We start from the raw sequence: 14,458 nt of genomic DNA on the forward strand, positions 1-14,458 counted from the left end.
TTTGTTTATATCCTTCCAATGGAAGAAGTTACTTTATCCATTCCGCAGTAGCTCAGTGGTAGAGCTATCGGCTGTTAACCGATCGGTCGTAGGTTCGAGTCCTACCTGCGGAGCCATGCTTCCATAGCTCAGTAGGTAGAGCACTTCCATGGTAAGGAAGAGGTCAGCGGTTCGAGCCCGCTTGGAAGCTTTCCTCTAAATATTGTTCTGACAAGGTTTCTCGATTATGAGAAGGCTTTTTTTTATGTCTTTTTTAATTGCTAGGGGACGCAATGGGGACGCATTATCGAATTTGCAATAAGTTTGATATAGCTTCTGCATAACCTAAACGATGATAGACAGATTTGATATTAAACCCAGATATTTTGCCGATTTGATTTATTAGCATAGTAGCATGAGTGTGACGCATATCATGCAAATGAATTTTCTTATGTCGTGCTTTTTTGCGAATCGCTCCCACTATTTATTTAAATACAAAAAGGTAGTTGAGAACGTACAATGCTAATTCGTCTAGTTGATGACAGAGCAAGGCATTCTATTGGTCAACGTTGTGCCATATAAAAGATGGAACGGTTCGAAGATAAAAGCAGCTCTTCAAAAAGCATTGAAAAAGTGAAAAAGGTAAAGCCTCTGATCATAGAGAACAGGAGCTTTTGTTGTTTGCTTTAAATGTTGGACATGCTCAGTGACAAATAGACTCATGAATGGAATAAATCGATTGGTAAGTAAGCTTTGTATCAATTTTCTACACATTCCTTCTTTTTGTGCTTGATTCCTTAGTTCCTTTCCTATATTCTTACTAAAGTGATGATTATCCTCTCTAACAAAAGACTCTGTACGTTCCTCTTTTTCCCCGAAAGTGAAGCATTGTTTATTTTCCTTTCCTCATCTCCAGGTTTGAATGATCTTCTTTTCCGTGTACGGTATGTATATAAAAAGGAGTAGATGGTTTGAAAGATTTATTTGTAAAGCAAGAATGGTTTGGATATGTGCGTCAGGATGTGCTGGCGGGTATTTTAGTGGCTCTGGCTTTAATTCCTGAGGCGATTGCGTTTTCGATTATTGCGGGCGTTGATCCAAAGATTGGGTTGTATGCTTCGTTTTGTATTGCCATTGTCATTTCGTTTGTTGGTGGACGGCCAGGTATGATTTCGGCCGCTACAGGGGCTATGGCTCTGGTTATGGTTAATTTGGTAGCCGATCATGGATTGCAGTACTTGTTTGCGGCTACGATTTTAACAGGACTGATTCAAATTTTGTTTGGACTTTGCCGAGTGTCTCGTCTGATGAAATTTATTCCGAGGTCTGTGATGGTTGGTTTTGTCAATGCGTTGGCAATTATGATCTTCATGGCACAGCTGCCGCATTTCGTTGGGGAATCCATGGCTATGTATATCATGACAGGTGGAGCATTGTTGATCATTTATGTATTGCCGATGGTCACAAAAGTTATTCCCTCTCCACTTATTGCAATTATTGTGATGACGATGATTGCTGTATTTGGGCATATTGATGTCAGAACGGTTGGAGACATGGGAGAGTTGCCTAGCTCTTTGCCAACTTTTCTTATTCCCAATGTACCGTTTAGCTGGGAAACACTTGCTATCATTTTTCCTTATTCCTTAGCACTTGCGATGGTTGGTTTACTTGAATCTTTATTAACAGCACAAATTGTAGATGATATGACGGAAACGTCTAGTCGTAAAAATAAGGAAGCGAGAGGCCAAGGAATTGCCAATGTGGTGGCAGGATTTTTTGGCGGTATGGCTGGCTGTGCGATGATTGGTCAATCTGTGATTAATACAAAGGCAGGGGGACGAGGCCGGCTTTCTACCTTTGTGGCTGGTGCATTTTTAATGGTATTGATTTTTGTGCTCGGTGATGTGGTTGTTCAAATTCCGATGGCTGCTCTTGTGGCTGTCATGATCATGGTTTCTATTGGTACCTTTGATTGGAGTTCATTCCAGCAGCTGAAAAAGAACCCAAAAACAGATTCTCTTGTGATGCTTGTCACGGTCGTGACGGTGGTGTTCACTCATGATTTATCCAAGGGTGTTTTTGCAGGGGTGCTGCTTAGTGCCGTATTCTTTGTGGCTAAAATATCAAAACTCCATATTACCTCTACAGAAAGCCAAGCTGGTACATGGGTTTATCGAATTAAGGGTCAAATTTTCTTTGCTTCCGTGACTGAATTGATTCAAGCCTTCCATCATGGAAACGACCTGAACACGGTTGTGATTGATTTGTCTGAAGCGCGTATATGGGACGAATCAGGTGTGGCCGCAATTGAACGTGTGAAGGAAAAATATCGTACAGCTGGTGTAGAGGTGGACGTAGTTGGAATGGATACGTCTAGTCAAAAACTTATGAAACAAGTGATCGGATCTTAAAAAGACTTTTCTGTTTGTTACAATAGAACAAGGAAGAAAGTGAAGGATGGAGGTGGCCGGCATGCTTGTCCGTTTGAATCAGGTGCTCGGCCGGATGATGCCGCTCATTACGCCTGTCAGCGTGCTATTTGGTGTATTATTGGCGGCGTATTTAAAAGATTTCACCTTTTTGGTGCCTTGGGTGTTTGCTGTGATGACATTTTCAGGGAGCTTGTCATCTACTTTTTCAGCTTTAAAACATACGGTGATGCATCCATTGCCTTTGATTTTATCGTTTATGATTTTGCATGTGCTGATGCCCCTTTATGCATGGTCAGCGGGGCATTTGATATTTGCGGGCGATTCTATGACGATCACCGGTTTGACGCTTGCGATGGTGATTCCGACAGGTGTGTCTAGTTTAATATGGGCGGCAATGTATAAAGGGAATGTGGGGTTAACGTTATCTATCATATTAATTGATACATTGCTTTCGCCATTGATTGTACCAGTAAGCTTGTCAATCTTCGTTGGTACACAGGTCCACATGGACATGGTGGCGATCATGAAAGGACTATTCGGTATGGTGGTGCTGCCCTCTATTTTAGGGATGCTCGTTCGTCAGTATGCAAAGCCATCGGTGATAAAAGCAATGAGTCAGACCTTGGCTCCTTTTTCAAAATTAGGCTTGTTTGTTGTCGTATCGATTAACAGTTCTGTTGTCGCCCCATATTTGCGTGAACTGGATGCTGCATTTTTTAGCAAAGCAGCGACTGTCTTTTTCATTGCAATGAGTGGGTATGCGTTTGCGTGGTTGATTGGAAAGGCGATGAAATGTACCCAAGGAGAAATTGTGGCGATTGTGTATACGGGCGGTATGCGGAACATTAGCGCGGGTGCTGTGCTTGCCATTAGCTTTTTCCCGCCTGCTGTTGCTGTTCCTGTCGTGATTGGCATGCTGTTTCAGCAAGTGCTTGCAGCCTTGTTTGGCTTTTTACTTCATCGTTTCGAGCTGAAAGTACCTGCTGTGACTAAGTCTTTATCATGAAAAAACCTCCAACCTTTAAGAAGGTGGAGGCTTTTTTGCGATTAATAGATGAGGTATTTCTTCCGTTTCTTTTCGAATGTCTTTAGATCATGGTGGTATTGTTTCATGATGTGTTTGATGGAAGTGCCTTTATTGATTTCTTCTTTGATCCAGCTATTCCCGATGAGTTTATCAAAGCTGCCTGTTTGTAGGAATTGAAAGTCATTAGGATACAAGTCATGTATTGCTTTGATGATGGATAGACCTGTTTTGACTGCTTCGAATGATTTTCGGTCTGTGACATAAAGCTGTACCCCGTGAGACAAAGTCCCGGCATGTTTTGAAAAGGTAGGGGTAAATGAGACAGGTCTAAATTGAACGCCTTTTAGTTTTAACCCATTTAAATGATCTGCTAGCTCATTGCTATTGATATATGGAGCGCCAATGAGTTCGAACGGTTTTGTCGTTCCTCTGCCTTCAGAAACGTTTGTACCTTCGATTAACCCTGTTGCTGGGTAAACAAAGGTACTATCAACGGTCGGCATGTTAGGTGAAGGGAGGACGAACGGCAGCTTCGTGTCATCGAACGTCATGGATCGTTTCCAATGTTTCATTTTGATCACTTTTACATCAGCGTTGATATGAAACTCTTTGTTAAACATGTATGCAAGTTCTCCAGTTGTCATCCCATGTCTTAATGGGATGGGATAGAGACCTACAAATGAGGCGTGTTCTGGTTCTAATACAGGTCCTTCTACTTTTAGCCCGCCTATTGGGTTTGGACGATCTAAGACAACAAATGGAATATTGTTTTCCTTAGCTGCTTCCATTGCATACGCCATCGTGTAAATATAGGTGTAATAACGAGTACCAACGTCTTGAATATCAAATAGCAGGACATCTACATTTTTGAGCATTTCAGGAGTTGGCTTTCTTGTTTTTCCATAAAGAGAATAAACAGGCAGGCCCGTTTTTTCGTCGGTATACGATTCGACGCCTTCTCCTGCTTGTGCATCACCACGGACGCCATGTTCAGGCCCATACAAGGCAGTCAGTTTAATATCGGGGTGTTCAAATAGCAGATCGACACTGCTTTTCATGTTTGCATCAATGCCTGTAGGATTCGTAATAAGCCCTACTTTTTTCCCTTTAAGCCAAGAGAGGTTACTTGAGAGTAATGTTTCGATACCTGTTTTGACTGTTGCTTTTTTTCCTTTTGTATCTGTTCGTTCTGAATCTGCGGGGGAGGCGGCGGTCAATGTGCTGATCATGAGAATGCTAGCGAGTATCAAGCTTGCTGTCTTTTTCAAGAGAATCCCTCCTATTTGATCTGTTTGCCTTTTAAATTGAGTCCATAGCCAAATGGGTAAAGGGTTTGATTAGGATGAGTGACTGATGGGATAGCGACGGGCAATTTTCCTTTAGGTGAGGCCGCTCCAAAAATCACTTCTAGTCCCGCAGGAATATTTGGTTGATTGAATTGTCCGTTTGAGTACCCTTTAAAACCGTAAACAGCCAGTAAGGCGTCGGCTTCCTCGAAATTTGCAGCATCATATGGGTTTCTAAGACTCATGATGACCAATTTTTTGTTTTGTGCTGCTGCTTCATTCATGACAGCACGAGGGAAGGCCGTTGCCCATTTTTTCGGATCCTGTACACCGTCATCAATGACGCCATCATTCACAGCCGGGTCATTTTGGACAACGTAAGAGCCGGTAATGACATAGTCAGCATCTTGAATGAGTTTGGCTGTTTCTTTGGAGAAGCTCTTATCTGCAAATGCGTATGATTGAATTTGCACAGGTTTGATCTTTTTCTGTTTGATCAGAGATTCAATTGTGACGGACATTGCTTTTGTTTGATCTTCGTATGGTGCCATGAGTACGATTTTGTCATTCTTTTTAGGCTTAAAAGGCAAGGTTTTGTCGTTGTTTTTAAGTAGAGTGATTCCTTCACGTGCCATTTTTTGTTCTGCTTTTCGGTGCGACTTTTGACCAACGAGCTGTGTGGCTTTTTTGATTTTCTTCTCAAGGCTTACTGATTTATTGGCGGAAATGATGCCGCGTTTGATCTTTAATTGAAGGATTTTTTCGACAGATTGATTGATCTGAGATATCGGGATTTCTTTTGTGAGAACTGCTCTTTTTAAAGCATTGAACACATTCTCTAGGTTTTTTTCTGTCTTTAAGGACGTGACAGGTGCTGGCATGAGGGCAATGTCGACGCCTGCTTTAATAGCCATTACCACAGCTTCTTCCTGTCCGAAGTTATCTGCAATCGCTTTCATATTGAGGGCGTCTGTGACAACCACTCCATGAAAGCCCATGTCTTCTTTTAATAAGTTTGTGATGACTTTTTTTGATAAGGTTGCTGGAACCATAATGTCCTCGCCATCTTTTTTGCTTTTATACGTTGTGTCATCAATGGCTGGGAATTGAACATGAGCAGTCATGACCATATCTGCCCCTGCGTTGATTGCTTGTTGAAACGGATACAGCTCCACCTTTTTAAGACGATCTAGATCATGTTCGACAAGCGGAAGTCCGTAGTGACTATCAACAGCTGTATCACCATGTCCCGGGAAATGCTTTAATGTGGAAATGGTCTTTTCCTTTTGAAGTCCTTTCATGGTTTGCAGACCAAGCCTCGTGACAAGTTCAGGGTCAGAGCTAAAGGAACGGACACCAATGACGGGGTTATTCGGGTTATTATTTACATCAAGAACAGGAGAGAAATTTGTATTGATACCTAGAGCGTTTAATTCTTTGCCGATGATTTTTCCAGTGTCATAAGCATTTTTCTTACTTCGAGAGGCACCAATCGACATATTTCCTGGGAAATGTGTTCCCTTTTGTAGTCTTGTGACGATTCCGCCTTCTTGATCAATGGAAATGAGTAAAGGAATGTTGGGTGATACTTGTTGAAATTCATGTGTGAGTTTGACGGTTTGTTTCGTATCAACGACATTTTCTGCAAATAAGATGACACCGCCTAAATGATATTTCTCTACAAGGTGAGAGACTTCTTTATTCATTTTTGTGAAGCCTGTAGGAGCGGATTCACCTTCTGCTTGCCAATTGCGAAAGTCTGGCATGAGCATTTGGCCAATTTTTTCGTCCAAGGACATGTCCTGAACCATTTGTTTGGCAGTTGGGAGAGGGGCGGAGCTCACCTTTTCCGTTGGAATGGAAGAGGTGAGCAGGGCCAAAACGAGTGCAGCGGGGAACAGAGCTTTTAACATCAAATTCCTCCTTTTACTTAAAAGATTCGTAGATTGCGGTCATGATGCTTCCATAAGTACCAGTTGGGAAAAGGTCACCTTCAAATTGATTTGGGTTGACTTCAGGTGAAACGACGGGTGAATGTTTTTTATTTGTCAGCAAGACGACGCCTAGATTGTGTTTTGGATCAATCAAAGTCATCGTTCCGGTCCAGCCTGTGTGTCCATACGCTTCTTTACTTGCGTATTTCCCAAACATCCATTCCATGTCAGTATTGCCGTTTTTCCGCCAGCCTAGCCCGTAAGTTGGGTTCGTGTCTGATGATTCCGTAAAGAGATCGATAGAAGCTTGGTCAAAGATGGTTGTTTTCCCATAGCCTCCTTTATTGAGCATCAGCTGAAGCAGTACGGCCATATCTGATGTATTAGAGAAAAGTCCAGCATGTCCGGAGACACCTGCCATTGAGTAATAGGCTTTCTCATCGTGGACTTCACCTAGCAAGGTATACCTGCGAATGTTTTCAAAATCAATGACACCATCTCTTGTATTGCCTAGACGCTCGGTTGCTGCAAAATGCTTTGGCTTGAATCCCTTTTTCAGCGGATTGAACATGGTATGTTTGAGACCAAGCGGTCGATAAATCGTCGACTCTACATATTGATCAAGTGGCATACCGGTTTTTTTCTCAATGATCATGCCTAACAGCATGTAATCAATATCACTATAAATATGCTGAGTACCTGGCTTGTATTGCAGAGGCACCTTTGGTAGCCATTTCATGGTTGTTTGTCTATCTTGAGAGAAAAAAGAGCCCGCTTGCTCTTTGCTATAAAATAAAACACTGGAAGGCAGTCCGGCAGAATGGGTGAGAAGATCCTTGACTCGAAGCTGATCTTTGCCGGTTACCTTTGCATCTGGTTCATCTTGAAAGTCAGGCAGGATGGTTTGTATTTTTTCATTTACATCTAGTTTTTGTTCATATACTAGCTTTTGCAGGGCATAGTTGGTGGCATACATTTTTGTATTGGATGCCAAATCGAACAGTGTGTTCTTTTTCATTTTCTTATAGAATTGGAGTTCTGTTGTCCCTTTATATTTTTGTCTGTAGCCATAGGCTTTTTGATGGACGATCTGACCATCCTTGATAATGATGAGTGCTGCCCCTGGAAATCCTGCTTTGATATCGTTTTGAATCATGTGATCAACCTTCCTAAGCTGCCTAGAAGAAAAACCTACTTGTTCCGGTCGTTTTGCTTTTTTTAAGACGGGATATTCTTCAGGTGCTGTTTTAGACAAAGACGATACAGGATGGGAGCTAGTTGCAAATGTTTGTACTGGTAACCCAAGGAGCATGAACAGACTTGTGATGATGAGAAAATATTTCTTCAAGAGCTAGACCTCCTATTGCTTATTTTCCTCGAATTCAACAGCCATATCATCATGAAATCCAAATAAGTATGTGAAGATAAATCCAGCGACATATGCAATGAAGAGTCCTATTAAGTAAAGTAGCATTTGATGTGTGTGAACGATAAAGGTTAATGGGAGACCTGATACCCCGATTGCTTTAGTGGCGATTTGGAAATAGGCTTGAAATGCTCCGCCGATTCCAGCGCCTAGACAAGCAGTGAGGAAGGGTCTTCCGAGCGGGAGTGTGACACCGAAAATGAGCGGTTCCCCAATTCCAAGCATTCCTGAAGGAAGTCCGCCTGCAATGGCTCTTTTCAGCTTTTTCTTTTTTGTTTTCATATAAATGGCAAAGGCAGCACCGACCTGTCCTGCGCCTCCCATAGCGAGGATTGGCAGAAGCGGGTCATCTCCAATTGAATTAATCAGTTCCATATGAATAGGTGTTAGGCCTTGGTGAAGTCCAGTGACAACAAGAGGAAGGAAGGTCGCACCAAGAACAAATCCGGCAAAAATACCGCCAATGTTTAATAGATAAGTAAGTCCAGAGGTGATGGCATCAGATATAAATCCGCCGACTGGCATGAAGATAACGTACGTGAAAATGCCTGTAATGAGTAGTGTGATGGTTGGTGTGACGATGATATCGAGTGATTGCGGGACGAAGCGTCTGATCCGGGTTTCAACAAGTGCCATAAAAATAGCTGCAAGAAGAACACCGATAAGTCCGCCTCTGCCTGGTAGAATATTAGTGCCAAATAACATAATATCAGCGGCAGCTGGGTTAATGATGAGAATACCTGCTAATGCGCCTAATGCAGGAGAGCCACCAAATTCTTTTGCGGCGTTTGTTCCTACTAATATACCGAGATAAGCAAACAAGCCTGAGCCTATAACGGTTAGGATAATCGCAGCTTGAGATTTTTCATCGAGCCAGCCTGCTTGCACGATCGCTTTTGTAATACCCGTAATAAGACCCGATGCAACGAGTGCTGGAATAATGGGAATGAAAATGCTGGCGATCCGCCGTAAGAACAGCTTGAATGGTGTGCGGTTCTTTTGTGAAATGGCTTGTTTGTTTTTCTGTGCTTCGTTGTTTAAGTCATATGAACCTGAGGCATTGAGCAGCTGTTCAAACGCACTTGATACTTGGTTGACAACACCTGTGCCTAAAATGATTTGCAGTGTTTCCGCTTCGACGACGCCAATGACGCCATCGAGTTCTTTGATCGCGGTGGTTTGCACTTTTTCACGATCAATGGGTGTAATTCGGAGACGTGTCATACAATGTGTGTGGGAAGAGATGTTTTCAGAACCACCACAGAGTGAAAGGATTTCTTTCGCCAACTGCTGATATTTTTTTTGATGACTCATGTTGAATCCCCCTTTGTTTTTCGTTTCATGGAGCGGATGGCATGCCTTGTTTTGTCAATATATTGTGCTGTCTGTTCATATTGACGGGAGGCTAAACTGAGGAACAAGACATCGATTAAATAGAGCTGTGCCATTCTAGAGGAAGTGGCAGCACTGCGAAAAGGTGCTTCATTGGAACCGGACGTTGATAGATGGACATCACACAATGCAGAAACGCTTGTATGCCCTGGATGCGTTAAAGCAATGGTTTTCACTTCGTTTTCTTTTGCGAGCTGTAGGGCTTGGATGATGTCTAATGTTTCTCCTGAGAAGGATATACCGAACACAATGTCATTCTTTCCAGCATTTGCGATGACCGTAGATGCGATGTGCATGTCAGTGAAGGCTGTGGCTGCATAATTGATTCTGAGAAATTTCTGCTGGGCATCAGCTGCGACGATGCCAGATGCACCCACACCGATAAAATGGATTTGGTTTGCATTCAGTAGCAGTTGAACAGCTTTTTCTAAAGCTTCTACATTTAAAATAGAGGCTGTATCTTTGATCGATTGAATGGTGTTTCCTGCTGTCTTTTGAATAATGGATTGAAGTGGTTCATCTTGTTCGATATCCCGGTAGCCTTGTTTATCAGTGTGCATTAAGTCTCCAGCGATCCGCATTTTCAAATCGTGATAGCCATCCAGCCCGAGAGACTTACAGAGACGGATGACGGCAGAGCTGCTTGCGCCGGCAGCCTGACTGATTTCATTCACTGTGCTTTTAATGACTTTGTCAGGATGGGCAAGGATATAGTCTGCAATGATTTTTTCAGATTGGGGAAGCTTTGATTTCATTGTGTGTAGTAGGGTGAGTCCGCCTGCTGACATGAGTTACCTCCTTTAAGATTGATGACGTAAGATAGCTTTGTCGATGTGACCATCTGCTTTGTTGAGCAGGTCTTTGGCTGTCTTTTTATCTGTTTTGGTTTGGAGCATGACGATGGCTGTTTTAACTTCTAAATCGGCTGCTTCAAGGGCTTTTACGGCTTGTTCGTAGGAAGCATTGGTCACATGCTGAATGATGGTGATGGCGCGTTCTTTTAGTTTATGATTGCTTACTTTTACATCTACCATCAGGTTTTCATATACTTTGCCTTGTCTGATCATGACAGAGGTGGAAAGCATATTTAAAATCATTTTATGAGCGGATGCGGCTTTCATTCGTGTTGACCCAGTGATGACTTCTGGTCCTACGACGACTTCAATGGCGCAGTCTGCTAGTTCGCTAATCTCTGCTTGTTCATTGCAGCTGAGGGCTACTGTTTTTGCTCCAATGGTTCTAGCATAGTTTAAAGCGCCAATGATATAGGGTGTTCTACCGCTCGCCGCGATGCCGACAACCGTATCTTTTGATGTCAGGTGGATGTGTTCTAAATCTTTTTGACCAGCTTCTTCACTGTCTTCCACATCTTCTGCTGCATGTGAAAAGGCAGAGTCTCCACCGGCCATGATGCCTACGATGACATCAGGTGAAATGCTATAGGTAGGTGGACATTCGACCGCATCCATTACCCCAATTCTGCCGCTTGTTCCAGCGCCTAGATAAATGAGTCTGCCCCCATTCGAGATGGATTCAAAGGCAAAGTCACTTGCTGTCTTTACGTCTGGAAGGACACGGTTGACGGCTTGAGCGACCTTCATATCTTCCGCATTTATCATTTGGAGTATTTCTAGCGGGCTTGCTTGTGAAATTCTCATGGTGTTAGGGTTTCTTGATTCTGTTGTCAAAGAACGCAGTTGAGATGGTTGCATGTGACATACCTCCTTATTTCTTCATTTTCAGTATATTGAGTATGACATGAAATTTCAATATTATATTTAAATACTGAAATTATATTTCAATTGAAATGTTGTGCTGATGAGGGTTGAATAGTTAGAAAATAAAAAAAATAAAAATCCCCTTTACAAAAGGGGGACAACCTGTATATAATAACTTTTGTCAGCTTCACGGAAACAGTAAACTTGACAAACTGGCCCGTTGGTCAAGCGGTTAAGACACCGCCCTTTCACGGCGGTAACACGGGTTCGAATCCCGTACGGGTCACCATCATGTGGAGGATTAGCTCAGCTGGGAGAGCATCTGCCTTACAAGCAGAGGGTCGGCGGTTCGAGCCCGTCATCCTCCACCATATGCCGGTGTAGCTCAACTGGTAGAGCAACTGACTTGTAATCAGTAGGTTGGGGGTTCAAGTCCTCTTGCCGGCACTGTTTTTCTTTTATCAATTCCATATGTGGAGGGGTAGCGAAGTGGCTAAACGCGGCGGACTGTAAATCCGCTCCCTCCGGGTTCGGCGGTTCGAATCCGCCCCCCTCCACCATTTTTGGGCTATAGCCAAGCGGTAAGGCAACGGACTTTGACTCCGTCATGCGTTGGTTCGAATCCAGCTAGCCCAGTTAAGACACCTTTTTTAAAAAGGTGTCTTTTTTTATTTTGACGATTGGAATGTATAACTATTCAAAATATTGTTGAGTTGAGTCAGAAGGCACCGAGAAAGTAAAATATAAGCATGAACGGAAAGGGGATGTACATATGGGAGATCAAAAGAAGGTCACGATTGTTGGGGTGCCGATGGATCTCGGTCAAATGAGAAGGGGCGTCGATATGGGGCCGAGTGCCATTCGCTGTGCTGGTGTAAAAGAAAAATTGGAATCGCTTTCATTTGATGTCGAGGATCTAGGGGATATTCCCGTTGAGCAAAGAGATGATGAGAAAGGTCTCTATACAAGTGAAAAACTGAAAAACTTAACGGAGAATGCTGGCGCGAACCAGCTTCTTGCTGAAAAGGTTAGCAGTATTGTGCAGTCAGGTTCGTTTCCGCTGATTTTAGGCGGGGATCATAGCATTGCAATTGGTACACTAGCCGGTGTAGCCAAGCATTATGAAAATTTGGGTGTCATTTGGTATGATGCACACGGTGATTTAAATACAGAGGAAACCTCTCCTTCTGGAAATATTCATGGGATGCCGCTTGCTGTCAGTCTCGGATTTGGGCATGCTGATCTAATCAATATTGGCGGTTATACACCTAAAGTAAAGCCTGAGAATGTGATCTTGATTGGTGCTCGTTCTTTAGATGAAGGAGAGCGGGCATTAATTAGAGAAAAAGGCATTAAAGTGTATACGATGCATGAAATAGATCGATTAGGGATGACGAGAGTAATGGAGGAAGCCATTGCGTATTTAAAAGAAAGAACAGATGGTGTTCATTTGTCGCTTGATTTAGACGGCCTTGATCCAGCGGAGTGCCCTGGCGTGGGAACGCCGGTTGCTGGCGGCATCAGTTATAGAGAGAGTCATCTTGCAATGGAGCTTTTAGAGGAAGCAGGTATTTTGACATCTGCTGAGTTTGTTGAGGTGAATCCGGTATTAGATGAGAAAAATAAAACAGCAGAAGCGGCAGTTGCATTAATTGGTTCTTTAATGGGTGAAAAGCTATTATAGAGCGGGACTTGTTCCCGTTCTTTTTTAATTTTGGGGAAATTTAAGGATATGTTAAGGTTTTTACCGGCTGATAAGCGTAACATGCTGTCAAAAATTTGTTACACTATTTTTTAGAGGAGAATGAAACCTTTTGGAACGAGGTTCGTATACATAAAGACCGGTGAAGGCAGAGGTTGAATATACTATGGAAACAATGATTAAAAAGAGAATTAAGCAAGTGAAAAAAGGCGACCAGAACGCATTTGCAGACATCGTAGACCTGTATAAAGACAAAATTTATCAGCTGTGCTATCGTATGCTTGGGAATGCACATGAAGCAGAAGATATTGCGCAGGAGGCGTTTATTCGTGCCTATGTGAATATTGAGAGCTTTGATGTGAATCGTAAGTTTTCCACGTGGCTGTACCGCATTGCAACCAACCTGACCATCGACCGTATTCGTAAAAAAAAGCCGGATTATTATTTAGATGCAGAGGTTGCAGGGACAGAAGGACTGAATATGTATTCTCAAATTGCGGCTGACGGCATTTTGCCAGAGGACGAGGTGGTGTCGCTTGAATTATCGAGCACCATTCAGCAAAAAATTTTAAGATTACCCGATAAATATCGCTCGGTCATCGTATTAAAGTATATTGATGAACTCTCGTTAAAAGAAATTAGTGAGATTCTGAATATACCAGTTGGTACGGTGAAAACGAGAATACACAGGGGTAGAGAGGCTCTCCGGAAACAGTTGAGAGACCTTTGAGTGAGGTGATTTTGATGAGCTGTCAGGAAAAAATCGTCCTGCTTATGCATCAGTATTTAGACGGGGACATAGAGCCCGAAGATGAAAAAGAATTAAAGAGCCATCTGCAATCGTGTGAGGAATGCCGTACTCATTTTCAGCAAATTGAGAAATCCATCGCGCTCGTGCAGAGTACATCTCATATAGAAGCACCATCTGATTTCACTGCAAAGGTGATGGCAGGTCTTCCAAAGGAGAAAAAGCGTGTGTCGATTCAAAGATGGATCAAAGCTCATCCGCTAATGGTCGCCGCTGCCCTCTTTGTCATATTGATGGGAGGCAGTCTGTTTACAAGCTGGAATACGGATCATAATTTCAGTGTGTCAAAGCAGCCGAATCTCGTGGTTGAAAATGATACAGTGACGGTACCTAAAGGGGAAACCGTCAAAGGTGATGTCACTGTGAAAAATGGCAAGCTGATTGTAGAAGGCAAGGTTGATGGGAACGTAACAGTCGTCAATGGAGAACAGCTGACTGCTTCTGCCGGACAAGTCACTGGTCAAATCAATGAAATTAATGAAGTGTTTGATTGGGTTTGGTACAAAATGAAATCTACAGCACAAGATGTGATGCGGGTCATTGGTCCAGAGGAGCAAAAGTAAATCAAACAGTTTGAGAGCAGTCTCTAAGGGGACTGCTCTTTTTCTATTGATGAACAGACTTGAATGCCAGCCAGATATGGCAACTATTTTCCTTGCTGAAACAAAATGTGGTATAATAGCCACGCTATGTACTTACACATAGGCTCTTTTTTTATAAAAAATAAATCGAACGAAGAATAACTGAAAATTCT

11 protein-coding genes and 7 tRNA genes are annotated in these 14,458 nt (G+C 42.7%); 12 read left to right on the forward strand and 6 right to left on the reverse strand.

What is annotated here, in order from left to right:
* Positions 1–41: 41 nt before the first annotated feature.
* The 4 genes from ACNO7B_RS00855 to ACNO7B_RS00870 all read left to right on the forward strand — a co-directional run bounded on the left by ACNO7B_RS00855 (position 42) and on the right by ACNO7B_RS00870 (position 3,417).
* Positions 42–116: transfer RNA gene (locus ACNO7B_RS00855), tRNA-Asn, on the forward strand.
* A gap of 1 nt (position 117) precedes the next feature.
* A tRNA-Thr gene (locus ACNO7B_RS00860) sits at positions 118–190 on the forward strand.
* Between the two features lie 760 nt (positions 191–950).
* A complete protein-coding gene (locus ACNO7B_RS00865) occupies positions 951–2,390 on the forward strand; it encodes a SulP family inorganic anion transporter (protein WP_417901042.1) in 1,440 nt (479 codons plus the stop codon).
* A gap of 61 nt (positions 2,391–2,451) precedes the next feature.
* A complete protein-coding gene (locus ACNO7B_RS00870) occupies positions 2,452–3,417 on the forward strand; it encodes a bile acid:sodium symporter family protein (RefSeq protein WP_417901043.1) in 966 nt (321 codons plus the stop codon).
* Between the two features lie 41 nt (positions 3,418–3,458).
* Here ACNO7B_RS00870 and ACNO7B_RS00875 read toward each other — a convergent pair whose 3' ends face one another.
* The 6 genes from ACNO7B_RS00875 to murQ are packed head-to-tail and all read right to left on the reverse strand — an operon-like array spanning position 3,459 to position 11,188.
* On the reverse strand, positions 3,459–4,667 hold the full coding sequence (locus tag ACNO7B_RS00875; RefSeq protein ID WP_373368009.1) for an exo-beta-N-acetylmuramidase NamZ domain-containing protein: 1,209 nt from the start codon (positions 4,665–4,667) through the stop codon (positions 3,459–3,461).
* 50 nt (positions 4,668–4,717) lie between these two features.
* Entirely contained in the window at positions 4,718–6,637 is a 1,920-nt protein-coding gene (locus ACNO7B_RS00880) for a glycoside hydrolase family 3 protein (RefSeq protein ID WP_417901044.1), read from the reverse strand.
* Positions 6,638–6,650: 13 nt separating this feature from the next.
* A complete protein-coding gene (gene pbp4b / locus ACNO7B_RS00885) occupies positions 6,651–8,006 on the reverse strand; it encodes a penicillin binding protein PBP4B (RefSeq protein WP_417901045.1) in 1,356 nt (451 codons plus the stop codon).
* Positions 8,007–8,018: 12 nt separating this feature from the next.
* Positions 8,019–9,398, reverse strand: a complete 1,380-nt coding sequence (locus tag ACNO7B_RS00890) for a PTS transporter subunit EIIC (RefSeq protein WP_113747568.1) — start codon at positions 9,396–9,398, stop codon at positions 8,019–8,021.
* Complete coding sequence (locus ACNO7B_RS00895; protein ID WP_242731429.1) at positions 9,395–10,264, reverse strand: MurR/RpiR family transcriptional regulator; 870 nt, start codon at positions 10,262–10,264, stop codon at positions 9,395–9,397. The genes ACNO7B_RS00890 and ACNO7B_RS00895 overlap by 4 nt, the downstream gene beginning before the upstream one ends.
* A gap of 12 nt (positions 10,265–10,276) precedes the next feature.
* A complete protein-coding gene (gene murQ / locus ACNO7B_RS00900; RefSeq protein WP_268360540.1) occupies positions 10,277–11,188 on the reverse strand; it encodes an N-acetylmuramic acid 6-phosphate etherase in 912 nt (303 codons plus the stop codon).
* A 220-nt stretch (positions 11,189–11,408) separates the two neighbouring features.
* Between murQ and ACNO7B_RS00905 the strand changes: the two genes are divergently transcribed.
* The 8 genes from ACNO7B_RS00905 (at position 11,409) to rsiW (ending at position 14,267) form a co-directional block, all read left to right on the forward strand.
* Positions 11,409–11,483 (forward strand) — tRNA-Glu (locus ACNO7B_RS00905).
* Between the two features lie 6 nt (positions 11,484–11,489).
* A tRNA-Val gene (locus tag ACNO7B_RS00910) sits at positions 11,490–11,565 on the forward strand.
* Between the two features lie 3 nt (positions 11,566–11,568).
* Positions 11,569–11,641 (forward strand) — tRNA-Thr (locus ACNO7B_RS00915).
* 28 nt (positions 11,642–11,669) lie between these two features.
* Positions 11,670–11,754: transfer RNA gene (locus ACNO7B_RS00920), tRNA-Tyr, on the forward strand.
* Positions 11,755–11,758: 4 nt separating this feature from the next.
* Positions 11,759–11,830, forward strand: a tRNA-Gln gene (locus ACNO7B_RS00925).
* 136 nt (positions 11,831–11,966) lie between these two features.
* Entirely contained in the window at positions 11,967–12,878 is a 912-nt protein-coding gene (rocF, locus tag ACNO7B_RS00930; RefSeq protein WP_039170230.1) for an arginase, read from the forward strand.
* A gap of 184 nt (positions 12,879–13,062) precedes the next feature.
* Complete coding sequence (gene sigW, locus ACNO7B_RS00935; protein ID WP_007498553.1) at positions 13,063–13,626, forward strand: RNA polymerase sigma factor SigW; 564 nt, start codon at positions 13,063–13,065, stop codon at positions 13,624–13,626.
* A 14-nt stretch (positions 13,627–13,640) separates the two neighbouring features.
* A complete protein-coding gene (gene rsiW, locus ACNO7B_RS00940) occupies positions 13,641–14,267 on the forward strand; it encodes an anti-sigma-W factor RsiW (protein ID WP_008344028.1) in 627 nt (208 codons plus the stop codon).
* The last annotated feature ends 191 nt before the right edge of the window (positions 14,268–14,458 follow it).

It is taken from the genome of Bacillus sp. AK25, from assembly GCF_048270685.1.
Taxonomy (GTDB): Bacteria; Bacillota; Bacilli; order Bacillales; family Bacillaceae; genus Bacillus; species Bacillus altitudinis.

What these genes read in the sequence shown, in the direction of transcription:
- ACNO7B_RS00870 (WP_417901043.1), top strand. Translation starts at nt 2,452, where the DNA reads ATGCTTGTCCGTTTGAATCAGGTGCTCGGCCGGATGATGCCGCTCATT.
- ACNO7B_RS00875 (WP_373368009.1), bottom strand. Translation starts at nt 4,667, where the DNA reads ATGATCAGCACATTGACCGCCGCCTCCCCCGCAGATTCAGAACGAACA.
- ACNO7B_RS00880 (WP_417901044.1), bottom strand. Translation starts at nt 6,637, where the DNA reads ATGTTAAAAGCTCTGTTCCCCGCTGCACTCGTTTTGGCCCTGCTCACC.
- ACNO7B_RS00890 (WP_113747568.1), bottom strand. Translation starts at nt 9,398, where the DNA reads ATGAGTCATCAAAAAAAATATCAGCAGTTGGCGAAAGAAATCCTTTCA.
- ACNO7B_RS00895 (WP_242731429.1), bottom strand. Translation starts at nt 10,264, where the DNA reads ATGTCAGCAGGCGGACTCACCCTACTACACACAATGAAATCAAAGCTT.
- murQ (WP_268360540.1), bottom strand. Translation starts at nt 11,188, where the DNA reads ATGCAACCATCTCAACTGCGTTCTTTGACAACAGAATCAAGAAACCCT.
- rocF (WP_039170230.1), top strand. Translation starts at nt 11,967, where the DNA reads ATGGGAGATCAAAAGAAGGTCACGATTGTTGGGGTGCCGATGGATCTC.
- sigW (WP_007498553.1), top strand. Translation starts at nt 13,063, where the DNA reads ATGGAAACAATGATTAAAAAGAGAATTAAGCAAGTGAAAAAAGGCGAC.
- rsiW (WP_008344028.1), top strand. Translation starts at nt 13,641, where the DNA reads ATGAGCTGTCAGGAAAAAATCGTCCTGCTTATGCATCAGTATTTAGAC.